General features: G+C 42.5%; 26 protein-coding genes. 2 read left to right on the top strand and 24 right to left on the bottom strand.

Features of this window, described 5'->3' with window-relative positions; genetic code table 11:
* Positions 1-13: 13 nt before the first annotated feature.
* From HWX64_RS18520 to HWX64_RS18510, 3 genes are all read right to left on the bottom strand, one after another.
* Positions 14-484, bottom strand: coding sequence for a YaiI/YqxD family protein (locus HWX64_RS18520; protein ID WP_175991589.1), 471 nt, complete (start codon positions 482-484; stop codon positions 14-16).
* Between the two features lie 284 nt (positions 485-768).
* Positions 769-1,584 carry a pyruvate, water dikinase regulatory protein gene (locus HWX64_RS18515; protein ID WP_175991588.1) on the bottom strand — a complete coding sequence of 272 codons (816 nt, stop codon included), beginning with the start codon at positions 1,582-1,584 and terminating at the stop codon, positions 769-771.
* A gap of 13 nt (positions 1,585-1,597) precedes the next feature.
* Positions 1,598-2,224 (bottom strand): helix-turn-helix transcriptional regulator, encoded by a 627-nt coding sequence (locus tag HWX64_RS18510; protein WP_175991587.1) that lies wholly within the window; start codon positions 2,222-2,224, stop codon positions 1,598-1,600.
* A gap of 467 nt (positions 2,225-2,691) precedes the next feature.
* On the opposite strand from HWX64_RS18510, the gene HWX64_RS18505 reads away from it, so the two are divergent.
* Positions 2,692-4,065: a glycine--tRNA ligase gene (locus HWX64_RS18505; RefSeq protein ID WP_175991004.1), complete on the top strand. Its 1,374-nt coding sequence runs from the start codon at positions 2,692-2,694 to the stop codon at positions 4,063-4,065.
* 131 nt (positions 4,066-4,196) lie between these two features.
* Here the strand turns inward: HWX64_RS18505 and recO are convergent, their stop codons facing one another.
* The 16 genes from recO to rpsU all read right to left on the bottom strand — a co-directional run bounded on the left by recO (position 4,197) and on the right by rpsU (position 18,059).
* A complete protein-coding gene (gene recO / locus HWX64_RS18500; protein ID WP_175991003.1) occupies positions 4,197-4,949 on the bottom strand; it encodes a DNA repair protein RecO in 753 nt (250 codons plus the stop codon).
* Positions 4,950-4,994: 45 nt separating this feature from the next.
* The gene (locus HWX64_RS18495) at positions 4,995-5,138 is read right to left on the bottom strand and encodes a YqzL family protein (protein ID WP_175991002.1); all 144 of its coding nucleotides are present in this window, start codon (positions 5,136-5,138) and stop codon (positions 4,995-4,997) included.
* 135 nt (positions 5,139-5,273) lie between these two features.
* Positions 5,274-6,194 (bottom strand): GTPase Era, encoded by a 921-nt coding sequence (gene era, locus HWX64_RS18490; RefSeq protein WP_175991001.1) that lies wholly within the window; start codon positions 6,192-6,194, stop codon positions 5,274-5,276.
* Entirely contained in the window at positions 6,187-6,621 is a 435-nt protein-coding gene (locus tag HWX64_RS18485) for a cytidine deaminase (protein WP_303049497.1), read from the bottom strand. Before HWX64_RS18485 ends, era begins: the two co-directional genes overlap by 8 nt.
* Positions 6,622-6,899: 278 nt before the next feature.
* Positions 6,900-7,286 (bottom strand): diacylglycerol kinase family protein, encoded by a 387-nt coding sequence (locus tag HWX64_RS18480; RefSeq protein WP_254871212.1) that lies wholly within the window; start codon positions 7,284-7,286, stop codon positions 6,900-6,902.
* Positions 7,261-7,734: an rRNA maturation RNase YbeY gene (gene ybeY, locus HWX64_RS18475; RefSeq protein WP_175990999.1), complete on the bottom strand. Its 474-nt coding sequence runs from the start codon at positions 7,732-7,734 to the stop codon at positions 7,261-7,263. Before ybeY ends, HWX64_RS18480 begins: the two co-directional genes overlap by 26 nt.
* Positions 7,735-7,737: 3 nt before the next feature.
* Positions 7,738-9,897, bottom strand: coding sequence for an HD family phosphohydrolase (locus HWX64_RS18470; RefSeq protein WP_175990998.1), 2,160 nt, complete (start codon positions 9,895-9,897; stop codon positions 7,738-7,740).
* A 635-nt stretch (positions 9,898-10,532) separates the two neighbouring features.
* Entirely contained in the window at positions 10,533-11,642 is a 1,110-nt protein-coding gene (locus HWX64_RS18465) for an IS110 family transposase (RefSeq protein ID WP_175990997.1), read from the bottom strand.
* A gap of 229 nt (positions 11,643-11,871) precedes the next feature.
* Positions 11,872-12,831: a PhoH family protein gene (locus HWX64_RS18460; RefSeq protein ID WP_175990996.1), complete on the bottom strand. Its 960-nt coding sequence runs from the start codon at positions 12,829-12,831 to the stop codon at positions 11,872-11,874.
* Positions 12,832-12,834: 3 nt separating this feature from the next.
* Positions 12,835-14,022: a sporulation protein YqfD gene (gene yqfD / locus HWX64_RS18455; protein WP_175990995.1), complete on the bottom strand. Its 1,188-nt coding sequence runs from the start codon at positions 14,020-14,022 to the stop codon at positions 12,835-12,837.
* Positions 14,023-14,033: 11 nt separating this feature from the next.
* Entirely contained in the window at positions 14,034-14,318 is a 285-nt protein-coding gene (yqfC, locus tag HWX64_RS18450) for a sporulation protein YqfC (protein ID WP_175990994.1), read from the bottom strand.
* 57 nt (positions 14,319-14,375) lie between these two features.
* Entirely contained in the window at positions 14,376-14,825 is a 450-nt protein-coding gene (locus HWX64_RS18445) for a hypothetical protein (protein ID WP_175990993.1), read from the bottom strand.
* A 29-nt stretch (positions 14,826-14,854) separates the two neighbouring features.
* A complete protein-coding gene (gene floA, locus HWX64_RS18440) occupies positions 14,855-15,856 on the bottom strand; it encodes a flotillin-like protein FloA (protein ID WP_175991585.1) in 1,002 nt (333 codons plus the stop codon).
* Between the two features lie 91 nt (positions 15,857-15,947).
* The gene (locus tag HWX64_RS18435) at positions 15,948-17,228 is read right to left on the bottom strand and encodes a nodulation protein NfeD (RefSeq protein WP_254871245.1); all 1,281 of its coding nucleotides are present in this window, start codon (positions 17,226-17,228) and stop codon (positions 15,948-15,950) included.
* 196 nt (positions 17,229-17,424) lie between these two features.
* Positions 17,425-17,871, bottom strand: coding sequence for a GatB/YqeY domain-containing protein (locus tag HWX64_RS18430; protein WP_175990992.1), 447 nt, complete (start codon positions 17,869-17,871; stop codon positions 17,425-17,427).
* 14 nt (positions 17,872-17,885) lie between these two features.
* Positions 17,886-18,059, bottom strand: a complete 174-nt coding sequence (gene rpsU, locus HWX64_RS18425; protein ID WP_032087602.1) for a 30S ribosomal protein S21 — start codon at positions 18,057-18,059, stop codon at positions 17,886-17,888.
* A gap of 331 nt (positions 18,060-18,390) precedes the next feature.
* Here rpsU and HWX64_RS18420 point away from each other — a divergent pair, with 331 nt between their 5' ends.
* A complete protein-coding gene (locus HWX64_RS18420) occupies positions 18,391-19,317 on the top strand; it encodes a Na/Pi symporter (protein WP_254871211.1) in 927 nt (308 codons plus the stop codon).
* A 136-nt stretch (positions 19,318-19,453) separates the two neighbouring features.
* Here HWX64_RS18420 and deoC read toward each other — a convergent pair whose 3' ends face one another.
* From deoC to prmA, 5 genes are all read right to left on the bottom strand, one after another.
* Positions 19,454-20,125 (bottom strand): deoxyribose-phosphate aldolase, encoded by a 672-nt coding sequence (gene deoC, locus HWX64_RS18415; protein ID WP_175990991.1) that lies wholly within the window; start codon positions 20,123-20,125, stop codon positions 19,454-19,456.
* 210 nt (positions 20,126-20,335) lie between these two features.
* Positions 20,336-21,997 carry an alpha-glucosidase gene (locus tag HWX64_RS18410; protein WP_175990990.1) on the bottom strand — a complete coding sequence of 554 codons (1,662 nt, stop codon included), beginning with the start codon at positions 21,995-21,997 and terminating at the stop codon, positions 20,336-20,338.
* Positions 21,998-22,270: 273 nt separating this feature from the next.
* Positions 22,271-23,617: a tRNA (N(6)-L-threonylcarbamoyladenosine(37)-C(2))-methylthiotransferase MtaB gene (gene mtaB / locus HWX64_RS18405; RefSeq protein WP_175990989.1), complete on the bottom strand. Its 1,347-nt coding sequence runs from the start codon at positions 23,615-23,617 to the stop codon at positions 22,271-22,273.
* A gap of 6 nt (positions 23,618-23,623) precedes the next feature.
* A complete protein-coding gene (locus tag HWX64_RS18400; RefSeq protein WP_175990988.1) occupies positions 23,624-24,376 on the bottom strand; it encodes a 16S rRNA (uracil(1498)-N(3))-methyltransferase in 753 nt (250 codons plus the stop codon).
* A gap of 6 nt (positions 24,377-24,382) precedes the next feature.
* The gene (prmA, locus tag HWX64_RS18395) at positions 24,383-25,330 is read right to left on the bottom strand and encodes a 50S ribosomal protein L11 methyltransferase (RefSeq protein ID WP_175990987.1); all 948 of its coding nucleotides are present in this window, start codon (positions 25,328-25,330) and stop codon (positions 24,383-24,385) included.
* Between the last annotated feature and the right edge of the window lie 8 nt (positions 25,331-25,338).

Here is a 25,338-nt window from a genome sequence, read left to right as displayed (position 1 = left end):
TCGGTAAGAATGATTATTTTCCTGCAATCTTCGACAAAATTTCTTCGAATTGCGATGAAAATTCTTCCCGGTCATTATTCGTAAAAGGCTTTGGCCCCTTACCATAATTCCCCTTCCGTCTTTCCTTCGCTGCCACGTAACGGTAATCGAGCGCCGTTACAATACTCTCTTCTCTGTAGACCTTTCCCCTCGGGGAGAGTGCATAAACTTTTTTCGGCAGTACCAAGCTTGCGAGTCCTATATCCTGTGTCACAAGGATATCATTCGTCCGGACATGGTTCATGATATACAGGTCTGCCGCCTCTTTCTCACGGTCTACGTATACCCATCTCCCCTCATCGGGGGTATTCTTCCGATGGGCATCGGAAGCGACAAAGACCACTTCAATTCCAAAATCCCTTGAAATCCGAATGATTTCCTGCTTGACAGGGCAAGCATCTGCATCTACAAAAACGGTAGATTTTTGTTTGCTATTACTAACTATTCTACATCACTCCGTATTATCCTTCTCTCCACAGGAACTTTTCCTTGGAATTCAGGTAGAATATCGAAAAAAATTCGAGACGAGACTTGACATATCACAATAATTAGTTTATTCCTTAAGAGTTTAGTCTAAACCTATTTTAAATATTTTTATCACAATTTTTTATTATAGTATAATCGGACAGGTTTGACCACTAATTTACACGAAAGAATTTTTTGGGTTTTTCCCGCGCAAAATGAAAGAACGATCCTCCCATATTATATTAGGGACAGGATCGTTCTTTATTAAGAGTTGTTTGTACGCTGATAAATATTCGTTATGATATTGGCTGTTTCTTCTACTGCCTTGTTGGTCACGTCGATCACATGACAGCCCATGCGTTTTGAAATCTTTTCGAAGTATGTCAGCTCTTCTTCTATTCGCTTTATGTTGGCATAACTCGCCTCATCATTGAGCCCCAGAGACTTCAGCCGCTCTCTCCGGATGGTATTTAACTTTTGAGGAGAGATCTTCAAACCGAAACACTTCTTTGGAGAAACTTTGAACAGTTCTTCAGGCGGATCCACTTCCGGAACAAGCGGGACATTCGCCACCTTAAAACGTTTATGGGCAAGATATTGAGATAGGGGGGTCTTGCTCGTTCTGGAAACCCCTACAAGCACAATGTCTGCTTTGAGAATTCCTCTTGGATCCCTGCCATCATCATATTTTACCGCAAATTCAATCGCTTCCACTTTTTTGAAATAGTCATCGTCCAGCTTTCTGACTGTACCTGGTTCAAATAATGGTTCCTTTTCATAAATCGTCTGATACTTATCCATTAAAGGACCGATAATATCAAAAGCGTAAAGCTCTTCTTTATCCGCCTGTTCTTTGATATACGCCCTCATGTCCGGCTTGACCAGCGTATAGACAATCAGCCCTTGATTCAATTTTGCCAAGGAAATGACTTCATCGATATTATCAAAGTCCTCTACATACGGAAAGCGTTTGATGACCGTATTGGAACCATTAAATTGACTAATGGCCGCTTTAGTAACTAGTTCAGCAGTCTCTCCCACTGAGTCGGAAACTACATAAATAATCGGTTCTTTCACGATCCTTCACCACCTTCTACTCTTCTTCTGCCAGTGCAACAAATGCTTTCGTGATATTGGTCTTGGTAATCCTTCCGGTGACTTCCATATCCCCGTCCTCGTTCTTTTTCACTACAGGAACGGAATCAATCTGCTTATGAATGAGATCCTTTGCCACACCGATCAACAGATCGTCCTTTTCACATGTTGTGATATTGGGCATTCTCGTCATTATGATATTCACAGGCAATGTACTCAGTTCTTGTTTTCCGATACTTGCCCGAAGGAGATCCTTCCTGGATAAAACACCAACTAAATATGTATTGGCATCCACTACAAATAAAGTACCTACATCCTCAAGGAACATCGTCACAATGGCATCATATACTGACACATTCTCATTCACCACAACCGGAATGGATTGATAGTCTTTAACATAAATTTTATTCAGGTTTTCTGTCAAGAGCTGCGTACCCGTTTTACCTGTATAAAAATAGCCGACTCTCGGTCTTGCATCCAAATAACCCGCCATTGTCAGAATGGCGAGGTCGGGTCTTAGCGTTGCCCTTGTAAGGTTTAACTTGTCGGCGATCTGTTCGCCGGTGATCGGTCCATTGTCTTTAACGATCTGCAAAATTTGTTCTTGCCTTTTATTTAGTTCGATTGTTACTCACCACCTAACGAACAAACGATTAATGTTATACTTTATAATAAATATTATATACTATTTACGGAAAATGAAAAGAGAATATTGTCATCACATTGTGACAACACTATGCATATTATCAAAGAGTATCTTTTTTTCAGAAAAACTTCAAATTTTTTATCTTTATGACAGCGGGAGTTGTTATTTTATTACCGGCATGATAAAATATCTTCATCTTACAACCACATAGTAGCTGAGACGGATACATAAGTACTTGCAGACAGAAGCGACCGGGGATGGTGAAAGCCCGGAGTGCAGGGAAACGGCAGTCCTGAGCTGATCAAATCGAAAGTGGATATACAGATCACTGTATATCAACTAGGGTGGAACCGCGAGTAACAAGCTCGTCCCTAGGCAATTGCCTAGGGACGAGCTTTTTTTATTCTTTCTTCCTTAATTGAATCAATGAAAAGGAGTGACTTTATATGTCAATGGAACAAGTAGTAAATTTAGCAAAACACCGCGGGTTTGTATTCCCGGGCTCCGAAATTTACGGAGGCCTTGCAAATACATGGGATTACGGACCATTGGGTGTAGAACTCAAGAACAATATTAAAAAAGCATGGTGGAAGAAATTCGTTCAGGAATCCCCTTACAATGTCGGGCTTGACGCAAGCATCCTGATGAACCCTCAAACTTGGGTGGCATCCGGACACGTCGGAAACTTCAACGATCCGATGATCGACTGTAAGGAATGCAAGACACGTCACCGAGCGGATAAAATCATTGAAAATGCACTTGAAGAGAAAGGCATCGAAATGATCGTTGACGGCCTTCCATTCGATAAAATGGAAGAAATCATTAAAGAACACAATATTAAGTGTCCAGATTGCGGAAGTGACAATTTCACAGAAATCCGTCAATTCGATTTAATGTTCAAGACACACCAGGGTGTAACAGAGTCGTCTACAAATGAAATTTACCTGCGTCCCGAAACAGCTCAAGGTATCTTTGTAAACTTCAAAAATGTTCAGCGCTCCATGCGTAAAAAGATGCCATTCGGTATTGCACAAGTAGGGAAAAGCTTTAGAAATGAAATCACTCCAGGTAACTTCACGTTTAGAACCCGTGAATTTGAACAAATGGAACTGGAATTCTTCTGTAAGCCGGGAGAAGATTTAGAATGGTTCTCTTACTGGCGTGAATTCTGTAAGAATTGGCTGCTTAACCTCGGTATGAATGAGGATAACATGCGCCTGCGCGATCACGATAAAGAAGAGCTATCTCACTACAGTAACGCTACAACGGATATCGAATATAAATTCCCATTCGGCTGGGGAGAACTGTGGGGAGTTGCGGACAGAACGGACTTTGATCTGAAACGTCATATGGAACATTCTAATGAAGATTTCCACTATATGGACCCTCAGACAAATGAAAAATATGTACCGTACTGCATCGAACCATCCCTTGGTGCCGACCGCGTTACCCTGGCATTCTTATGTGATGCTTATGAAGAAGAAGAATTAGAGAACGATTCAAGAACGGTCCTTCGATTCCATCCGGCACTTGCCCCATTCAAAGCGGCAGTCCTGCCTTTATCGAAAAAGCTTTCTGATGAAGCATTCAAAGTGTATGAAGAGCTGTCAAAAGACTTAATGATCGATTTTGACGAAACTGCTTCCATCGGTAAACGCTACCGCCGCCAGGATGAAATCGGTACTCCTTTCTGCATTACATTCGATTTTGATTCAGTGGAAGACGGACAGGTTACAGTTCGTGACCGCGACACGATGGACCAGGTCAGAATGCCAATCAGTGAAGTAAAGTCCTTCTTGATGGAGAAAATACAATTTTAATTTGTTTTAACAGCGCCCAAAGGTTATCCTTTGGGCGCTTTTTTCGTTTCGGGATGTAAAGATGAATGGATTCAAAATAAAAAGCCGGCCCCCACAGGAGAGCCAGCCAAAAATCACAATATGCTTTAACACTAGAATAAGTCCTTAAGGTTATCCATTTGATCAAGGAATCTTCTGGATTTCAACGTTAAGCCTGAATTTTCATCGTAATAAGTCCTGATTACCCGTTTGAGCTGAGCTTTAGTTTCGTCTTTTACAGAGATGTTCCCTAAACGATTGATATCAAAATAATAAAACAGCCTCAATAATTTAACGGTACCTTGAGATATAGGCAGATGGTGAGGATCTTCATCCACACATCTGTGGCAGATAAATCCGTTTTCTTTAAACGAGAAGCCGAATGTCCCTTCGGTCTCACCACAGACTGAGCAGCCGTTCAAATGAGGATGCAGGCCTAAAACTGGCAGCATCTTCATTTCAAAGATATGCATTAATACTTCAGGGTCATAGTCTTCGTTAAGATACTTCAGTACCTTGTAAAGCAATTCAAAAAGAAACGGGTCAGGCTTGCGGTCCTCCGTGCTTTTATCAAGGAGATCTACGATGTATGTAGCATAAGCCGTCTTAAACAAATCTTCTCTTACATGCCTTAGTGATTCTGCAATCTCCCCTTGTTGAAGAGTTCCTAAACCACTGCCTTTTATAAACAAAAAGTAGCCATATGTAAACAATTGGGAAATAGCGGAAAGACGGCTGTTGGACTTTTTAGCCCCCCGTGCCATCAATCCGATTTTCCCGAATTCCCTGGTGTATATAGTGACTATTTTGTTTGATTCACCATAGTGGTTTGTTCTGATTACAATTCCTTCACATTTCTGCAGCATTTTGGCCACCTCCCGAATTTACATCACCCGGGTGATGACAACCTATTACGTCAGGGGGAAGTCGACTTCCGATATCTCTTCTTCCAATTGATATGGTTCTTCGACCCTATCTTTTTCAAGCTCCTTAAAAAGTAAATACGTGTCGATGTTACCTGTTTGCGAAAACACTTTCCAAGTTAAGTCTAACATCAAAAACCCACCTTTCTGGATTTAAACTAGCAAGACTTCAAAGCTTTCTTGTGATTAGAATTAGCATCTTTGTCTAAAAGCATGTGAACTAAATATTGTTAATTGATTACGCTTGACATTCTTAAAAGTGGAAACTCAATACTCATCATCATTGAAACCGTAATCGCGCAAGTTTGAAGCACGGTTTCTCCAATCTTTCTGAACTTTCACCCATAATTCGAGATACACTTTGGAACCAAGCAGGTTTTCTATATCCATCCGGGAGCGCTTTCCTACTTCTTTCAGCATGGACCCCTGTTTTCCGATGATGATCCCTTTTTGTGAATCCCGTTCCACAATGATGGTAGCCAGGACATCGATCAGGTTCTTGTCATCTTTTCTTTCCATCTTATCAATGACAACCGCTATACTGTGTGGTATTTCTTCTCTTGTCAGATGAAGGACTTTCTCTCGAATCAGTTCCGATACGATAAAACGCTCAGGGTGGTCAGTAATTTGATCCGCTGGGTAAAACTGCGGCCCTTCTGGAAGGTTCTCCTGAATCAATTCAAGGAGGTGTCCTACATTATTCCCTTCGAGTGCTGAAATCGGTACGGTAGCCGAAAAAGGATAAAGTTCATTGTATTGCTGGATGATAGGCAATAATTCATCAGGATGAATTTGATCTATTTTATTAAGAATGAGAAACACTGGAGTCTTGACTCCTTTCAGTTTCTCGATGATAAATTGATCTCCCTTCCCAAGTCCTTCTTCCACATTTACCATAAAGAGTATGATGTCTACTTCTCTCAATGTGTTTTGAGCGATCTTCATCATAAAATCACCAAGCTTATGCTTAGGCTTATGGATTCCTGGCGTATCAATGAAAATCATTTGGGACTCTTCGGTTGTCAATACACCTTGAACTTTGTTCCGTGTCGTTTGCGGTTTGTCACTCATAATGGCAATCTTCTGACCGATCACACGATTCAGGAACGTAGACTTACCTACATTTGGACGACCGATAATTGAAATGAATCCGGATTTGAATGCTGCGTTGTTTTCTTTATTACTCATGTAAATCCTCCGGTGAAAAAGCTCCTGGCAATAGCTCGGCGACGGTTAATTCTTCAACATCGCCCTTAAGGTTCGTCAATACCACTTTCATTTCCTTCGTACAAAGCTCGGAAATGACCTGACGGCATGCACCGCATGGAGGTACAGGTCTTGCAGTATCCGCGACTACAGCAATCATCGAGTAATCCTTGTCGCCTTCTGAGTATGCTTTGAAGAGAGCTGTTCTTTCTGCACAATTACACATGCTGTATGCAGCGTTTTCTATGTTGCATCCGTGATAGACTTTTCCATCTTTTGTAAGAAGAGCTGCACCGACCTTGAATTTGCTATAAGGTACATATGCTTTTTCCCGTGCGGCTTTTGCTTCTTTGATTAGTTGTTCTGTATTCATTCGATTTACTCTCCTTTTGACCCTTACATATTTCATTTTACTATAATTTTCATAAAAGAAAATGGGCTGTTATCATTTTGTAATGAAATAGTTAGATAATTCAAACTATTTACAGGTACTTTGCCTATGCGCGCTTAACTTATTCTATACAACAATAAGAGCGTTTTCAAATCAAAAAGAGGCTTGCGGAAAGAAAAGTTCTTCCTGCACGCCTCTTTAAGGTGTTTTTTTATTGGTTCTATTAAATCACCACTGTTGATGTCCGTGGAAGACTTCGCTTTCCCCGGGTGACCGGCATCTGATGAGAAAACTGCTTAATAATTAAATATTTTAGGAATGAAAATGATGCATCCGATGATGAATGAACCGATTGCAAATAGCAAGACAGCAGCCGCTGCCGCATCTTTGGAAGCCTTTGCAAGCGGATGATCATCTGGAGACACAAGGTCGACTGCTTTTTCGATGGCTGTGTTCATCGTTTCTAGCGCCATCATGCCAGAAATGAGTAAGATAAGTACGATCCACTCAAATACTGAAATGCTCAGAAGCACACCAAGGGCCGCAGCAATGAAACCCGCTGCTGCATGTATTCTGAAGTTCTGCTCCGATGACCATACAAACCTGATTCCCTGCCAGGCATATCCGAAGGACTTTCTAAGACGTTCCAGCCCGAATCTACTCTCTTTTGAGTCCATACTCATCGAGGATATCCTTTTGTCTCTGGAACATTTCCTTTTCATCCTGCTCCTCCATATGATCATATCCCAATAAGTGCAGAAAGCCATGAAGGGCCAGGAACCCAAGTTCCCGGGAAAAAGAATGGTCATATTCTTCTGCCTGCTCTTTCGCACGCTCGACAGAAATGATGATATCCCCCAATACCCTCGGCATGTCAGCGCCTACAATTTCGATTTCATCTTCCCCCAATTCTTCCAGGGCAAAAGAAATGACATCGGTAGGCTGATCTTTATGGCGGTACTCACGATTGATTTCCCGGATCCGATCGTTTGAAACAAACGTCACCGAAACTTCACTGCTTTCCTCTATTTCCTCTTTCTTGGCAGCAAAATTCAAAATCTCTTCAATCTGCTCTATTTCTTCTTCTGATAGTCGTTCAGTCTCATCAATAAAGTCGATGGATAGTGTCATGCTTTATTCTCCTTTAGCATTAAGTTCAGGGTATTCAATCCTTGGATGATAAATACCATTTAACGTTTCACAAAGGGCTGTCTTCACTTTTTCAAGTTCCTTTAACGAAAGATCGCATTCATTGAATTGACCGTCATTCAGACGATCTTTCACAATCGATGCTACAAGATTTTTGATTTCCTCCTGGGTCGGGGAATTCTTTGACCGGACAGCCGCCTCTACACTGTCAGCGATGTTGATAATCGCAGTTTCTTTGGTTTGCGGCTTGGGTCCCGGGTACCTGTACTCTTCTTCAGTTACATCTTTCCCTTGTTCTTTCGCCTTATAATAAAAATATTTCAACAGAGTCGTGCCATGGTGCTGTTCAGCTATATCGATGATCTCTTTAGGAAGCTTATATTTCCTCAGCATATCTGCACCATCCGATGCGTGGTTGATGATGATGGTTTTACTTGTTTCAGGAGTCATTCGATCATGCGGATTTTCAATATTCATCTGATTTTCTATGAAAAAATGCGGCCGCTTCGATTTCCCCACGTCATGATAATAACATCCGACCCTGGCCAGCAGTCCATTTGCACCAATGGCTTCACAGGCAGCTTCAGCAAGATTCGCCACCATCACACTATGATGATAGGTTCCCGGTGCCTCCGTCAGCAATTTTTTTAATAATGGCTGATTAGGACTTGAAAGCTCGACCAGTCTCATTGAAGACAAGATACCGAATCCTGTTTCAAAGAACGGAAGGAATCCGATTGTCAAAATGGAAGAGCCGATTCCCGACACAAGCGCAAATACAAGATAATAAATATATTCTGTACTTGTATAGGATACATCACTTAACAGTACAAGAAAGGCAATGATCAATATATTGACGAAAGCCACATAAATACCAGCCCTCAAAATATTGGTACGCTGATTCCTGCTGACAAGCGTCATTATTCCAGCCACTCCGCTGAACAACGTATAAATCGCAACCTCTATATCGATGGAGCCGGAAAACTTTTCATTAAATACGATACTCGCGCAAGCAGAAATGATAAACACCATCATCATGGCAATCCGTTCATTCAGCAGGATGCGGAGGATCATTCCGGTGAAAGCGGCAGGAAATAAGAACGCAATATCATTTATCTCCAGCTGTTTTAATAATCCGGTTATCTTCATGATTAACAACGATATGACAAACACAATGCTCGTTAAGATCAAATAGTTCTGTTTCTGCTCTTCCTTTACTTCAAGTGTGTAGAAGAAATAATACAGAGAACTGATGATCACGATAATAAACAGAGCCAGTCCAATAATCGGCTTCAAAGAAAAATCTTCTTCTACCATACCAAAATCATTCAATGTTTCATAGATGTTTGGCGTGACCAGTTTACCTTCTTCTACGATGACTTCGCCATAGACAATTTTAACGGGCTGAACTTCTTCAACTGCCTGTTTCTTCAGCTGTTCCGTTTTTTCCTCATCATAATATTCGGTCGGCTCAATCGCAACGTTCCCCAGTGCGACCGCTGCATCAGATAAGTCTCCGGTGAATGTGAAGCTCTTTATCCGTTCTTCCAGATTTACCTTTGCTTCCCTTATTTCCTCTTCTTTCACTTTGTTCTGCATAATGACCTGCAGCTGTGTCGTTACGATCGATTCCACTCTTTCCAGATCGGTTTCAGTCGCAGCCAGCAGTGTTTTCAGGACTTTATCGGTCAGTGCCTTTGTTACAATATTATCGTTGCTTTCAGGAAGACGTTTCTTAAGCTCTTCTAGCTGTTTATTCACATTTGGGCTTTGTGGGTTAATCTCTTCCTCTTCTGGAGGGGTTTCTTTTTCAGACCCATCTTTTACTTCAAGTACACTGTCGATTAAAGAACTGACAAGCATGACAGCGTTATTCACAGCACCTTCTTTCGTGCTGTACACGTTTCCCACTTCTGCTTTCGCTTCCTCTTTTTTCTTTTCAGTGGCTTCCTCGTCTTCGAGCGTTTTAGGTGCCCGGATCGTTGATGGAGCTTCCCCGTAAAGGCTGATATCAAGCGGGTTTGGCTTAACGTTTCCGTAAAGGATGCCAAATACGATGATCCCAAGCAAAATAAACATTATGTTAGTGAATAACCGGTAACTCAGAAACATTCTTATTTTATGTAATAATGGGTGCGTTTGCATAAAGAACCCCCTGTAATCTTAACGGATCGGGTTTGACCGTGCTATGCCGTATTGATGGTGACCATTCCTCTAATTATGTAAAATCATAACAGTTTTTGACTTAATTATCTATTCTTATCACAGAAAAGGATTGTTTCGTAAACTTCTCTTTGAACACCGCTGTTGATTTCCGTGCAAGACTTCGCTTTCCGCGGGTGACCCTTGAGCCTTCTGATATGAACAAAACTGTCAATACAGGTGCTCCCCATTCGATTTTGAATTATTTTTGTCCGCCTTTAAGAAGCGAAGCCCCTACAGCTTCTTTTAAACTTTGCTTTGACTGTGCGTTTCCTACTGGTTTTCTCCTTTCATTTAGGATGAAACTAAAGGTAAGCACACGGCACGAAGGCAAAAATGTTCGACTGCGGTTAGCACTCTGATATTCGTGGATTCACACATTTTATCTTTCCGTATGAAGGACTTTCCCACTAACTCGTAACGTGCATTCATCTGACGAATCAGACTAGCACAGAGGAGGCACGTGGATGTTCCTTCCCGGTGTTGATCTTTGCCTTCGAGCCCTAAGCTCATCTCATCTTCGTTTCGTTTGGGCAAAACTGTATACAAGGAACACTAGATCACTTGAAACAAAGGATTTACTGATGAATCGGTTTGATTTCTTGCGAAATCGCCCAAATAAACCCAGCTAGTTCCCTGGCGACAGCGGTAATGGCTTTATTTTTTTCTTTCCCTTTAGAAACCAATCGGTAATATTTTTTATGGAGTCTGTTTTGCGCTTTCCAGGAGATTTCCTTCACAGTAAGCGGACTTCCTTGTTGACGCTTTTTTAAATCACCTTTAACGGCAGGTGAATATCGGTAACTCCAGGCAGCTTCAATTAACAGTTTTCTCAAATGTCGGTTACCGGCTTTTGTGATTTGCCCCTGGTGTCTGCGTTCACCACTTGAGTACTCACTCGGAATCAATCCGGCGTAAGCCATAAATTGAGGCGCCGTCTGAAAGCGTTGGAAACACGCTACTTCTGCGACAAGGCTGGTCGCCGTAATCAGTGCGATGCCCCGTAGTGATTGAAAAGCCTGGATCATCGGTGCGTGCACATTTTTTGTGGACTGTTCGCGAATCTCTTCTTCAAGTCTAATCACCCGCTGTTGAAGCTCTTTGAGTTGATGATAGTATTCCTGAAATACAACACGCGCAGATGAATACTCGAACTTCAGTGTATCAAGCCACCTGTAGTATTTAATTGTCCAACGATTCACACCATCGGGTGGCCGGATTTCGTGACGCATCAGGAATTTAGTCAGCCGGTGTCTGGCACGCAGCTCATCTTCTTTTGCATCTTCACGGCAGCGAACCAGATCACGCAGTGCTTCACCTTCTTCTGAAGGCACATGGATCGTTGTTAACTCACCAGCTCTATAGAGCTGAGCGAGTCGGATGGCGTCTCTTTTATCTGTTTTCACACGCTCCCCAGGCTTTTGAGGAATGAGTGATGGCGCAATAATATCACAATGCACACCCATTGAAGTCAGTAAGCGATAGAGTGGATAGCCTGTTGGTCCAGCTTCATAACACATGTACAGGTTTTCAGATTGACCAAGCTTTTTCACGAGAGACCGGAGGGCTTCAGCAGTATGAGGAATCATGCCATAGTACCTTGGAGCTTCACGTCCTACATCTGCGATGGCAACTGAAATTTTTTCTTTAGATACGTCTAAACCAATAAATTTTGTGGTATTCTTCATAATAAGCTAGCTCCTTTCGTAATGTAGCTCTGATTGGGTTTGATTGTGCTTACTTTCATATACCCAGTTAACCTACGAAGTTACGAATAAGGAGCTAGTTTTGTTCATGATAACTCGTCAAGGGGCGGAACTGTCCAGCTGCAGCCAATTAGAATCGGTAAAAAGAATGTAAGTCACATAAAAAAGATTGACTGCCTATAAAAGGCAAAGTCAATCTTTTAAGCTGCAATTATTTTTCGTTTTTTTCGAAAGCATTTATGATTTTGGCTACAAGGGGATGTCTTACTACGTCTGCCTGTTCAAGATAGATGAAGGAGACGCCTTTCACATCTTTCAGTATTCTTTCTGAGGAAATCAACCCGGATTCGACCCCTCTTGGCAAATCGACTTGGGAGCGGTCTCCGGTGATGATCATCTTCGAGTCGAAACCGAGCCTCGTCAAGAACATCTTCATTTGCGCCTGGGTCGTATTCTGGGCTTCATCTAGAATGACGAATGCGTCATCAAGTGTACGTCCCCTCATGTACGCCAGGGGAGCGATTTCAATCGTTCCTCTTTCAATTAAACGAGCTGTATGCTCCGCCCCCAGCACATCATGCAGTGCATCATATAGAGGACGCAGATACGGGTCTACTTTTTCCTTTAAGTCCCCTGGAAGGAACCCGAGGCTTTCACCGGCTTCAACAGCAGGCCTCGTGAGGATTATTTTCTTGACCTCTCCATTTTTCAGCGCATGGACAGCCATTACGACGGCCAGATACGTTTTCCCGGTACCTGCCGGGCCAATACCGAAAACCATATCGTGTTTCCTTATGGCGTGAATATATTGTCTTTGACCAAGGGTTTTTACGCGGATCGATTTACCCTTGGCATTTTTCGTTATTTCTTCATTATACAAATCAATGAAATATTCCAACGTTCCGTTTTTACCCATTTGAATGGCATGAAGCACATCCCGCTGGCTGATATTGATGCCTTTACGGATGACGCTCACTAAACGGTCACAAACTTCAAGGGCCAGTTCCGTACGATCTTCTTTCCCTGAAACTAGCAATTCTTCGCCCCTTGTAACAATTGAAACGTCTAACTCTTTTTCGATTAATTTAAGGTGAGAATCTGAAACTCCAAATAAAGCCACTGCTTCGTTTGGATTTTCAAGCTGTAATTTCATTAAGATATCATCTGACATTAATTAGTCTCCTTGAATAATTGGTTGTCCTTCTGCAATATTTTCTACTACTTTGAAGTGAAGATTCACCTTAACTTTACCATTCTCCACCTTTTCTTGCAAAATTTTTTCACCGATTATTTCTGCATCATCCGGGAGGGAAGATGACAAATTATTTTTGGCAAGTTTTTTCGCTTCTTGAATCGCTTGCTCTTTTGTATAGGATCTTTCAACATTTTCCTTTTCTTTCATGCTCTGATCAATATAGGCAATCGGCAGCTGCCACTTCAGGAACTTCACTGGTTTTTCCGTCTCTTCCATTATCGATTCCTTAAAATCAGGATTCCCAAAACCCCATATCGGGATTCTCAAGGAACCGATTTCTATAAAATGCTTTCTTTTCTCATTTCCGCTGAACACGACGAAATCTGTCTTCAAGGGAAGTTCCACCGATGTTTTATACCAGGTTTCTCCCATTATCTTTGCTTTTGCAGGTACTCCTTTCGGTTTTTTTTCATTCCCGATCACGCCCGAAACGAGAAGCTGTCCTTTTTTCACATAATCATTCACCTTGACCTGGGGATCCCCCTCTTCCACAAACATTTCCACGATGACCGCTTTCTTCTTCGCGACTATATGCTGGAGCCCGGTTGATTCGATTGGTTCCGGTGCATTCTTTTCAACGACCTGGAAATGGAAGGTTGTCCCTCTTAATTCGACACCTACCCATGTTATATTATCCATCCTTGAAGAAAGCTCCCTCTGAATGTTTTCAACATCAGGAATCGAGAATTGAAGTTTCCCTGTTTTGACCCCCATCGCTGTAAGTTCCTTACGAATGTTGTACTCGGTTTCCGGTGCCGCCCCCTTGATCTGAATTCCCCATACCATATTTGATAATAAAATGACGATGAGGAGAAAAGATAAACCGCCAAGGAGGAAACCTGAATTCTTGAATGCCCGTTTCAGCAGGAAAGGACCTCCCTGGCCCCTGAGGAATGTGACCTTGCACTCTGATGACCGTACCGCTCTTCTGAAGTTATGTACATCCTCTAATGCTAAATAAAACGTGATTGTATCTGTACCGGCTCTTTTAACATTCCAAATGGATATATTCGATCGCAGCAATTGATTGATGACCCTCTCAATGAGTCTGCCTTCCATTTTAACGAAAACTTTTCCCCTTAAAGAGGTAAGCCAATGGTTTTTCAAAATCGTCCCTCCTAATTTTCTAAATAGATAACTTCTACGATTTTCCCCTGGAGAAGTATTTCTTCCGGCAGAATCATTTTTATGACAAACTGTTCACCTTTGATCAATAACTGGCCTTGTTTAAGCAGCAGCCTTACTTCATGGTCGGTGAACGTCAACAGTCCCCGGTGATTTTCTATATAGATATGGATTTGTCCAATCATTGTGACTCGCGGAAGGTCCATCATGACATCTTCAGGCAGGTCCATGGTTTGCGTCATCCATTTTCGCATTTGCTGTACCCAATTTTTCGCCATAAAAAAAGAACCCCCTTTCATCTCATATTTATGAAATGAAAAGGGGATTCATCACTGTTATTTTCGATGATGCGTTTTTTTTGCGCGCGGAGGGCCGAATACTTCCGAGAAAATGAAACCTTTCACGATATCATTTTCGCTCTCAAAATTAATGGCATACGGTGACTCCTTCACATCTTTTATGGATTTCACCTTATCCCGCTGCTTTTGGACCTGTTGTTTATAGCCCTCTTCCTGCTTTTTCAATTGGGCGTATGTGCTCTCGATGTCCTTCTTCTTTTCTTCGAATTTCGTTTGAAGAGTATAGACAGGCTGCTCCTGTTCACCAGAACGGTAAACAGGCTCATCTTCCTTTTCTGTCCGGGGGGCTTCCCTGTAAGTCTGTGAGGGCCTGCCCGTCCCGATTGGTTTTGGCTTCTTACGGTTTTCTTCAGAAGACGATTCTTTCGTCCGATTGAAAATTGTCGTCAATAAACCGATTATGACGGCAACGATTAAACCTTCCATGGAGAAGTCTCCTTTCTCACCCGGGCAGATTATTCACCTTTTGGATTTTTTCCATCCTTTTTATCGCCCGTTAGTTTTCCAATGGAGTCCCTCATATCCGTATCGGCATCGATATTCTTGATGTTCATGTAATCCATCACACCGATATTTCCTGAACGCAATGCTTCTGCCATAGCTAACGGAACCTCTGCCTCAGCTTCCACAACTTTCGCTCTCATTTCTTCTACTCTTGCTTTCATTTCCTGTTCATTGGCAACAGCCATCGCTCTTCTTTCTTCCGCTTTCGCCTGTGCGATGTTCTTATCTGCCTCTGCCTGTTCGGTCTGCAATTCTGCCCCGATGTTCTTGCCGATATCCACATCCGCGATATCAATCGAAAGAATTTCGAATGCCGTCCCTGCATCAAGACCTTTGGATAGGACCGTCTGGGAGATCATATCGGGATTCTCCAGCACTTTTTTATGATTATCCGAAGAACCGATCGTTGAGACAATCCCTTCACCTACACGGGCAACGATTGTTTCTTCCCCTGCTCCTCCGACAAGTCGGTCAATATTCGCACGAACGGTAATACGCGCCTTTGCTTTTACTTCAATCCCATCCATTGCTACACCCGCGATGAACGGTGTTTCAATAACTTTCGGATTTACACTCATTTGCACTGCTTCAAGAACGTCTCGTCCAGCCAGGTCAATGGCTGCACAGCGTTCAAATGTCAATTCGATGTTTGCACGGTGTGCTGCGATCAATGCATTCACAACACGATCGACGTTACCGCCGGCCAAGTAATGGCTTTCCAGCTGGTTGATGCTTACACTAATTCCAGCTTTATGAGCTTTAATGAGCGGATTGATCACCCTGCTAGGGATAACCCGGCGGAGTCTCATCCCGATTAACGTAAAGATACTGATTCTCACTCCTGCAGCTATGGCAGAAATCCAAAGCATGACTGGTACAAATGTAAATAGTACAGCCAGTAAAATAAAACCTACAACAATGGCAACAATTAATAAAATCGTACTAGGTCCGATTACCATGTAATTACCCTCCTGCAAAATATTTTAGATTCTTTTATATACATTTCTCGAGCACTCACAAGCACTTGAGAGTGAATCACGGTATTTACGAAAGATCCCGCACAACGATTCGGGAACCCTCCACTTTTACGACTTTCACTTTTTGATTTACAGCGATATAGCCGCCCTCCGTCACTGCATCGATTCTTTCATCCTCGATGATGATGGTCCCCGATGGTCTCAACGGAGTTTTCGTTTCCCCGATCTTCCCAATGAGTTCGAGACGGTTCGCATTCGAAACATAACCGCTTTCGGTATTGGTTGAATCCTTCAAGATAATCTTATTGAATAGTTTCATCTTTTTACCAAACACCTTTACAAATATGATCATGGCAATAACAGCAATGAATAACGCGATAAGAATGGAAATTCCCATTTGCATAAGGTTGCCTCCTGCCAGCATGATACTGCCCAGTACTGCCGCGACTCCGAGGCCTCCGGCTATTCCCCCGGGCAGGAAGAACTCTGCAACAATCAATATAATCCCTATCACAAACAGAATGATCGTTTCATATCCGGCAAGCCCCGCCACTAAATGCCCATAGAAGAATAAAAGCAATGAGGCTAATCCGATGGAACCTGCTACACCGAATCCCGGTGAATACAATTCAACGACCAAACCTAAACTCGCAAGTGATAATAAAATCGGAACCACGATTGGATTTGTGATGAACCGTGCCAATTTTTCAGCAAATGTCTCCTCCACCACATGGACGGATGTCTTATCAATTCCAAGCTCTTTGTACAATTCATCCAGATTATTCACGGTGCCTTCTGAATAACCTACTTTTTGAGCCTCCTTGGCACCCAGAGTCAACAACTCGCCTTTTTCAATGCCGAGCTCCGGGATTTCAACTGATTCGTCAGCCATGGCGAGTGCATAAAGAGGATCTCTGCCGCTCGATTCAGCTGCACTCTTCATTGCAGACAGCCAATAGCTTTGTGCTTTTTTATCAGCTGCATTGCCAGCCTGATCGATGACGGCTGCAGAACCCATATGCCCATTTGGGACCATGTAAATTTCATCTGCATGAAGTGCGATGAATGCACCTGCCGACAATGCATTATTATTGACGAAAGCAACGGTATCGCCTTCCACTCCATCGAGCAGCTGGCCGATATCCCCTGCCGCATCTACCAGACCGCCGGGAGTATCGATATCAAAAATGATCGTTTCTGCATGATTGTTCTCGGCATCCTCCAATGCTCTTTGAAGGAATGCATGCAGCCCCTTCTCCACTTCTTTCTGGATGGGGATGACATATACGTTTTTATCCTGTTCAGCGAGTCCGGACATCGGAAGCAGAAAACTGAATCCAAGGATCATCATATAAAAGATCAGTATACCTCTTCTCACCTTAACCCCCTCGTTTCAATCATATTCCTTGCTAGTTTATGTACGAATGAATCATTTTAAAAGTTTCATCTTTTTGAAAAATAATATGCTATCCATCAAACATGAAAAGCCTTTCATCTGAAGTCATAAAAAAACCGGGAAACTGACAGCTTCCCGGTTTTGGTTGTTATGATAGATGTTGAAGAACAAGTTTATTGACGAGAGCTCCATCAGCTTTCCCTTTTACTTTAGGCATGATAGCCCCCATCACTTTGCCCATATCAGCTTTTGAAGAAGCACCCACTTCAACCATCGTTTCTTGGACGATGGCTGAAATCTCTTCTTCTGAAAGCTGTTTAGGCATATATATTTCGACGTAAGTCAGTTCTGCTTGAATTTTCTCAGCCAGATCATCACGACCTGCTTTCGTAAATTCATGGAGGGAGTCTTTCCGTTGCTTGACTTCTCTAGAAAGGACAGTCAACTCTTCGTCTTCAGAGAGCTCCTGTTTTCCAAACTTAATCGCTTCATTTTGGAGTGAAGCTTTTAGCATGCGGATAACAGAAAGTTTCTCTTTTTCTTTATTTTTCATCGCTTGTTTCATATCATCATTTAAACGATTGAGAAGACTCATGGTTACACCCTCTCTTAGAACTTACGCTTTCTTGCAGCTTCTGATTTCTTTTTGCGTTTTACGCTTGGCTTTTCATAAAATTCGCGCTTTCTAAACTCTTGTAAAGTTCCTGTTTTAGAAACTGAGCGTTTGAAGCGACGAAGAGCATCTTCAAGCGATTCGTTTTTACGAACAACTGTTTTTGACATCTCTCTTTCCCTCCCTCCGAACACACTACACTTACATGTTCAAGTCAAGAAAATGGATTGTACCATTTTTCCCAAGACGAATTTATTCGCCTCTTTACTTTACCAATAGGTTTGGCTTAGCCCTTGTTTCTTTGTCACAAGGGGACAGAAAGTGTATGTCTTTCTTGGATGGAATCCTTTAAATAATAAAGAAATCCATGTACTTTGCCATTATAATATATGTCTGCGTATAGGTCAACAACTTATGCATAATTGCTTGTATTATTAGGCATGTCTTCCTCAATACTCCCATACATTAGTGGTAACTACGTACCGGAGTGGAGGAACCCGCATGATCTTGAACCTTATATTATTCATCATGCTTATCTGTTGTTTTCTATTAGGAATGCTTTGGCTTCGTTCGGGATTATTTACTATAGCAAGCGTGAAGGTGAAGAAATGGCTCCATTTTTTGACGGACACACCTGTTAAAGGGGCTGTCACAGGGACAGTCGTGACTGCCTTCATACACAGCAGTTCTGCGGTGATGGTACTCACGGTCGGTCTCGCATCATCGGGGATCATTCCATTCAGGCAAACCATCGGAATCATGCTGGGTTCTAACATAGGGACGACGTTTACACTGGAAATGTTCACGTTGAATATGAATTATCTTATTGTCCCTTCGATCATCATCGGGTGCGCATTACTGGCGTTCAAAAAAGAGACCATCCGGAGTACCGGCTTAATCTTTACCGGTTTTGGCCTGATTTTCGCTTCCATACAGGGGATTCAATGGATCGCCACCCCCTTGACCACCCACCCGCTGCTTCATGACTACATACAAAAGATGAACAATCACATTCTGGTTGCCCTTCTCATCGGGTGTATACTGACTGCCCTCATCCAATCGAGTACGGTGGTCACTGGAGTCACAATGGGTTTTTTGGCTGCCGAATCGATCGATCTCCAAGCAGGCATCGCCATCATGCTCGGTGCAAACATCGGTACATGCATCACCGCATTCATTGCCAGCATCGGCGGAGGGGTCCAAGCAAAGCTCACCGCTTTCGCTCATATATGGCTGAATGTCATAGGGGTCCTGGTCTTTATCCCGCTGATCCCTTTATTAGGTGCAATCGTACAGAAGCTTGCAAGCTCCCCGGATATGCAGCTCGCTCACGCAAGTGTGATCTTTAATATACTTTGCTCTCTATTGGTTCTGCCTTTTTCATATAGATTTGCACGGTTCATTGAGAGGGTGCACATGAGGCATTGAGTATGAATGCTAAGGGAAATTTATAGGGGATAGGGACGTTTACGAAGAGTTCATTGAATCGAATAGCAGACGCTAAATGCACCTTCAATATATAAAAAGCCGGATGAAGAGAATTCATCCGGCCCTATCTTATGGATTAATAATCAGAATCACTTGTTAAACCTTGTACAATTTTCACACCCGAGCTTGCTCCAAGACGAGTGGCTCCTGCGTCGATCATTGCCTGTGCATCTTCAGCAGAACGCACTCCGCCGGAAGCTTTCACTCCGATGTCAGGTCCAACTGTTTTTCTCATTAGAGCAATATCTTCAACAGTGGCTCCGCCAGATGAGAATCCAGTTGATGTTTTTACGTAATCAGCACCTGCTGCAACTGATAATTCGCAAGCTTTCACTTTTTCTTCATCAGTTAATAGGCAAGTTTCAATAATCACTTTAGATAAAGCTTTGCCTTTTGAAGCTGCAACGACAGCCTCGATGTCACGCTTGACAAGATCGTAGTCGCCGCTTTTTAACGCACCGATGTTAATGACCATGTCCACTTCCGTAGCACCCTTTTCAATGGCATCCTTCGTTTCGAAAGCTTTTGTTTCAGGAGTGGAAGCCCCTAAAGGGAAACCGATTACAGTACAAACTTTGACTTCTGTACCTTTTAAAAGTTCGCTTGAATAGTTTACCCAAGTCGGATTTACACAAACAGAAGCGAATTTGAACTCTTTCGCTTCCTGGCAAAGAACCTCTACTTGTTCTTTTGTTGATTCTGGTTTAAGTAAAGTATGATCGATCATACTTGCGATATTTACAGTCATATTATCTCTCCTTTAGCAGTTGTCCGTACCTCTAATATCATACCAAATCATAGCGCAAAAAACGAGTTTTTCTTTTATCATGTCCTAATTACCTTTTGGAAATTTGTATTTTTTGAAAGTGTTTACATTCTGATTGAATAATGATTTGCTTCACATACGGCGAAAAGGCTGCCAGGTCGACTATCGACCTGGCAGCCTTTTTCAAAGTCATTATTTTAAACGATAAACTCTTGCTTCGTATGGCTTTAAATTTATCGTATCGGTTGAAGCATGCGATTCTGCATCAAGATTCGTCAAAAGCAAGTTCTCAGAAGATACGTTGAAGTCCAGTTCGCAGACAGCTTCTTTAGTAGAAAGATTCGTCAATACAAGCATTTTGTCATTTTCCCCTGTGCGTGTGTATGCATAGATCTGCTTGTCTTCAGGTAATAGCAAATCATATGTCCCATACGTGAAGACATCTTCACTTTTCTTAAGGGAAATCATTTTCTTGTAGAAAGACAGGATGGAATTCTCATCTTTTTCCTGAGCTTTCACATTGATGTTTGTATAGTTAGGATTCACTTTCATCCAAGGTGTACCGGTTGTAAAACCGCTGTTCTCTTCGTCTGACCATTGCATCGGTGTACGGCTGTTATCACGGGAGGAAGCCCAGATGATATCCATGATGTCTTGATGCCCCACGCCTTCTTCTCGTTTTAATCGGTACAGGTTCTTCACTGCTACATCGTCATAGTCTTCAATGGAAGGGAATTGTACATTTGTCATCCCGATTTCCTGACCTTGATAGATGAAAGGCGTCCCCTGCATGAGGAAATACATCGCTGCCATCGCAGTGGCACTCTCTTTCCAGTATTCCTTATCATTTCCCCAAGTCGATACGACACGTGCCTTATCGTGATTCTCGATGAAAAGTGCATTCCAGCCATTGCCTTCAAGCCCTTTTTGCCAACGGGTCAGTACTTTTTTCAATTCGACGATATCCAGATCCGGATTGGTCTCAGCATCCCATAAACCCAGATGCTCAAACTGGAAGATCATATCCATTTTGCCGTTTTCCTTGCCAACCCACAGCTCAGCTTCATCGGCTTTTACACCATTAGCTTCGCCTACAGTCATGACATCATAATTTGAATACGTACGATCCTTGAACTCTTGCAAGAATGTATGAATTCCCTTTTGATTCATATGCATATCAAAAGAAGAAACATATTTTTTCTTTTTAGGATTCGGCATATCAGGCAGACCCGGACGCTTCTTGATATGGCTGATTGCATCAATCCGGAATCCGTCAATTCCTTTATCCAGCCACCAATTTACCGTGTCATACAATGCATCTCTCACATCTTCATTCTCCCAATTCAGGTCCGGCTGTTTTGTGGAAAACACGTGCAGGAAATACTGGTCGGTTTTCTCGTTATATTTCCATGCAGAACCTCCGAAAATACTTTCCCAGTTGTTCGGTTCCTTACCGCCTTTGCCGTCACGCCAGATATACCAGTCGCGTTTCTCATTATCCTTCGAACTTGCCGATTCGATGAACCAGGGATGTTCGTCACTTGTATGATTGAGGACGAGGTCGATGATCAGTTTCATATCACGACGGTGAACCTCTTCCAATAATTGATCGAAATCCTCCATCGTCCCGAAATCTTCCATGATATCCTGATAATCTGAAATATCATAGCCATTATCATCGTTAGGTGATTTATACATCGGGCAGATCCAAATCACATCTATCCCTAAATCTTTAATATAATCTAATCGCTGTATGACTCCCTGAAGATCCCCAATCCCATCTCCGTTTGAATCCTGAAAACTTCTAGGATAAATTTGATATCCTACAGCTTCTTTACGCCATGCCTTTTCCATCATAACACCTCATCGAATTATTATAAGATACAAACGCTTACATTTTGATCCTTGAAAAACGCGCAATGACAATTAATTCAGCAGTACACGCTATGCGCAATCGTTTGCACTAATCAGCTAAAAAAAATAGAATGAATCTATTAATATGAACATTACTAGTTTACAACCTAATCCCTTACTTAGCAATAGATAATTTTTAGAAAGTTGGGAGCCAAAGAAAAAAACAGGATCCTTTCAAAAGCTCTCGACTTTTTTAAGAATCCTGTTTGAACATTAAATTACAGCTTTTTCATTTTTGTTTTCATCCTGGTCTTCTAATACCCGTACGAATTGACCTTCATTTAACGGATAACCCGCTTTGGTAATCTTCACTTTTACAAGTTGGCCGACCATATCCTCTGTTGCAGGGAAGACAACTTTTAAGTAATTATCCGTATAACCGACATAGCGGCCATCATCATATACTTCTTCAGGTATGACTTCGAGCACTTCATTTTCAAATCCAGAAGCATATTCTTTTGCCAATTGATTGGATAGCTCGATCAGGCGGTGAACACGTTCATTTTTCACATCTTCATCAATCTGATCGTCCATTCGTGCAGCCGGCGTGCCGGTACGTTTGGAATAAGGGAATACATGGAGCTCTGAAAACTTATGTTCCTTGATGAAGTTATATGTCTCCATGAATTCATCTTCCGTTTCACCGGGGAAACCGACGATGACATCAGAAGTGACAGCCAAGCCTGGCAATGCTTTCTTAAGCTTTTCCAGCCTTTCAGCGAAGAATTCCATCGTGTACTTTCTGCGCATTCTCTTCAGGACCGTGTTAGATCCCGATTGTAGAGGGACGTGCAGATGACGAACGACGATATTGGATTGATCGATCACTTCGATTACTTCGTCTGTTAATTGGCTTGCTTCAATGGACGAAATACGGATACGCTTCAATCCTTTGACGTTTTGCTCCAAGTCCCGAAGCAGCATGGCAAGATTATAATCTTTCATGTCCTCTCCGTAACCGCCTGTATGGATCCCAGTCAGGACGATTTCCTTGTAGCCTGCATCGACAAGCTGTTGAGCTTGGTTCACTACTTCTTCTGGGTCGCGTGATCTCATCAGACCTCGTGCCCACGGGATGATGCAGAATGTACAGAAATTATTGCAGCCTTCCTGAATCTTCAGGGAAGCTCGGGTACGATCCGTAAACGCAGGTACATCGAGCTCTTCATAAACACGGTTCTTCATGATATTCGTTACGCCATTGATAGGCTGGCGTTCTTTTTTATATTCTTCGATATACGTAAGCATCTTTCTGCGATCCTGCGTTCCAACCACGACGTCCACTCCAGGAATCGCCATGATTTCGCCAGGGGATGTTTGTGCATAACAGCCTGTGACACAGATGACACCGTCTGGATTTTTTCTTATTGCCCGTCTGATGACCTGTCTGCTTTTTTTATCTCCCGTATTCGTTACCGTACATGTATTGATGACATAAACATCCGCTATTGAATCATAGTCGACACGTTCATATCCTTCTTCTTTAAATAATTGCCAAATGGCTTCCGTTTCATAGTGGTTCACTTTACAACCCAATGTGTGAAACGCTACTGATGGCATTCTAAATCACCTCATTAGTTCTAATTGATAGCTTATGGCTGACAGGACATACAATGGGGCCGTCTCAGTGCGTAATATTCTAGGGCCGAGCCCGCACGTCAAGAATCCTTCTTCCTTACAACGTTCAACTTCTTTTTCGGTTAAACCGCCTTCTGGACCGAATACAACCAGGATTCCCTGACCTTCTTTGACAGAAGTCAGCACTTTAGATAGATTACCTTTTTCTCCTGACCTTGCCTCTTCTTCGTATGCCACTAGTGTATAATCAAATTGTTTGCTGAGAGTCAATAACTCCTTGAATGAAACGGGTGAGGATACTGAAGGAACGGCATTTCTGTGTGATTGCTCCGCTGCTTCCTTCACGATCTTTTCCCAGCGGTCAAGTTTCTTCTTCGCTTTTTTCTCATCCCATTTCACAATGGAGCGATCCGCGTTAAAAGGGATAAATTGATCCGCTCCCAGCTCCGTACCTTTTTGGAAGATTAATTCCAATTTATCCCCTTTCGGCAGCCCGCTCGCAATAGCTACCTTGACAGGAAGCTCTTTCATCTCTGTTTCCCATTTTACTACTCTGACTTCGACCGAGTCACTGGAAATCGTTTCAATACGGGCAACGGCCGAGGATTGATCAGGGAACACCACAAAGATGCGGTCATCTTCTTTCATCCTCATGACACGCACAATGTGATGATGATCTTCACCTGAAATCACAACCGGTCCATCTTCACTATATCGCTCGTTAATAAAATATCTCTGCATACTGCTTCACTCCAACGTAGGCTTCTTCGCTATAATGGCAACCCAGTCTTCCATCACCATCACTTCTTCAATCCCGAACCCTGCAGCTTCCAAAGAATCCTTGACCTGCTGTTTCTTAGGCTGAATGATCCCTGAAGTGATGAAGTATCCGCCAGGCTTCACAAGCTCATAGGCATCTACTGTAAATCGAAGAATGATTTCAGCTAATATATTCGCCACAATTACATCAGTCTGCCCTGTTATGCCATTCAGGAGATTATTTTCATCCACCGTCACTGTGTTCTGTACTTTATTCAGTTTCACATTTAATCGGGCTGATCTGACTGCAACCTCGTCTAAATCATAGGCTTTCACTTCTGAAGCAGACAGCAGTGCAGCAGCAATGGATAACACGCCTGAACCCGTTCCGACATCTATCACAGAGTCGCCCTGCTTCACGATGCGCTCCAGAGCCTGGATACACATGACAGTCGTCGGATGTGTGCCTGTTCCAAAGGCCATTCCCGGATCGAGTTCAATGATCAGTTCGTCACTGTGCACCGGGGTATAATCCTCCCATGTCGGCACAATCGTGAATTTATCGGATATTTTCACAGGGTGATAGTATTTCTTCCATGCAGTGGCCCATTCCTCTTCATTCACTTCTGATATTTCCACTTTGTTTTCACCAATATCAATATCATACGTAACGAGGTTTGTAATCCCCTGCTTGATTTCTTCCACTGTTTCACCAAGGAAACTGTTTACGGGCAAATAGGCTTTCACCAATACACCTTCACTTGGATAGTCCTCAGGATTGAGTTGGTAGATCTCTCCAAACATATCCTCTCTTTCTTTGATCAAGTCGAACGGATCTTCGATGACCACTCCGCTCGCACCTGATTCATGCAGGATATGTGAAATCGGTTCAATTGCTTCATTTGTAGTGAGGATACTGATTTCTGACCATTTCATTGGATCCA

The organism is Bacillus sp. Marseille-Q1617, from assembly GCF_903645295.1.
In the GTDB taxonomy this organism is placed as follows: Bacteria; Bacillota; Bacilli; order Bacillales; family Bacillaceae_B; genus Rossellomorea.
This window is presented reverse-complemented; position numbering and strand designations above follow the sequence as displayed.

What these genes read in the sequence shown, in the direction of transcription:
- HWX64_RS18505 (WP_175991004.1), top strand. Translation starts at nt 2,692, where the DNA reads ATGTCAATGGAACAAGTAGTAAATTTAGCAAAACACCGCGGGTTTGTA.
- recO (WP_175991003.1), bottom strand. Translation starts at nt 4,949, where the DNA reads ATGCTGCAGAAATGTGAAGGAATTGTAATCAGAACAAACCACTATGGT.
- HWX64_RS18495 (WP_175991002.1), bottom strand. Translation starts at nt 5,138, where the DNA reads ATGTTAGACTTAACTTGGAAAGTGTTTTCGCAAACAGGTAACATCGAC.
- era (WP_175991001.1), bottom strand. Translation starts at nt 6,194, where the DNA reads ATGAGTAATAAAGAAAACAACGCAGCATTCAAATCCGGATTCATTTCA.
- HWX64_RS18485 (WP_303049497.1), bottom strand. Translation starts at nt 6,621, where the DNA reads ATGAAATATGTAAGGGTCAAAAGGAGAGTAAATCGAATGAATACAGAA.
- HWX64_RS18480 (WP_254871212.1), bottom strand. Translation starts at nt 7,286, where the DNA reads ATGAGTATGGACTCAAAAGAGAGTAGATTCGGGCTGGAACGTCTTAGA.
- ybeY (WP_175990999.1), bottom strand. Translation starts at nt 7,734, where the DNA reads ATGACACTATCCATCGACTTTATTGATGAGACTGAACGACTATCAGAA.
- HWX64_RS18470 (WP_175990998.1), bottom strand. Translation starts at nt 9,897, where the DNA reads ATGCAAACGCACCCATTATTACATAAAATAAGAATGTTTCTGAGTTAC.
- HWX64_RS18465 (WP_175990997.1), bottom strand. Translation starts at nt 11,642, where the DNA reads ATGAAGAATACCACAAAATTTATTGGTTTAGACGTATCTAAAGAAAAA.
- HWX64_RS18460 (WP_175990996.1), bottom strand. Translation starts at nt 12,831, where the DNA reads ATGTCAGATGATATCTTAATGAAATTACAGCTTGAAAATCCAAACGAA.
- yqfC (WP_175990994.1), bottom strand. Translation starts at nt 14,318, where the DNA reads ATGGCGAAAAATTGGGTACAGCAAATGCGAAAATGGATGACGCAAACC.
- HWX64_RS18445 (WP_175990993.1), bottom strand. Translation starts at nt 14,825, where the DNA reads ATGGAAGGTTTAATCGTTGCCGTCATAATCGGTTTATTGACGACAATT.
- HWX64_RS18435 (WP_254871245.1), bottom strand. Translation starts at nt 17,228, where the DNA reads ATGATCCTTGGATTCAGTTTTCTGCTTCCGATGTCCGGACTCGCTGAA.
- HWX64_RS18430 (WP_175990992.1), bottom strand. Translation starts at nt 17,871, where the DNA reads ATGAGTCTTCTCAATCGTTTAAATGATGATATGAAACAAGCGATGAAA.
- rpsU (WP_032087602.1), bottom strand. Translation starts at nt 18,059, where the DNA reads ATGTCAAAAACAGTTGTTCGTAAAAACGAATCGCTTGAAGATGCTCTT.
- HWX64_RS18420 (WP_254871211.1), top strand. Translation starts at nt 18,391, where the DNA reads ATGATCTTGAACCTTATATTATTCATCATGCTTATCTGTTGTTTTCTA.
- deoC (WP_175990991.1), bottom strand. Translation starts at nt 20,125, where the DNA reads ATGACTGTAAATATCGCAAGTATGATCGATCATACTTTACTTAAACCA.
- HWX64_RS18410 (WP_175990990.1), bottom strand. Translation starts at nt 21,997, where the DNA reads ATGGAAAAGGCATGGCGTAAAGAAGCTGTAGGATATCAAATTTATCCT.
- mtaB (WP_175990989.1), bottom strand. Translation starts at nt 23,617, where the DNA reads ATGCCATCAGTAGCGTTTCACACATTGGGTTGTAAAGTGAACCACTAT.
- HWX64_RS18400 (WP_175990988.1), bottom strand. Translation starts at nt 24,376, where the DNA reads ATGCAGAGATATTTTATTAACGAGCGATATAGTGAAGATGGACCGGTT.
- prmA (WP_175990987.1), bottom strand. Translation starts at nt 25,330, where the DNA reads ATGAAATGGTCAGAAATCAGTATCCTCACTACAAATGAAGCAATTGAA.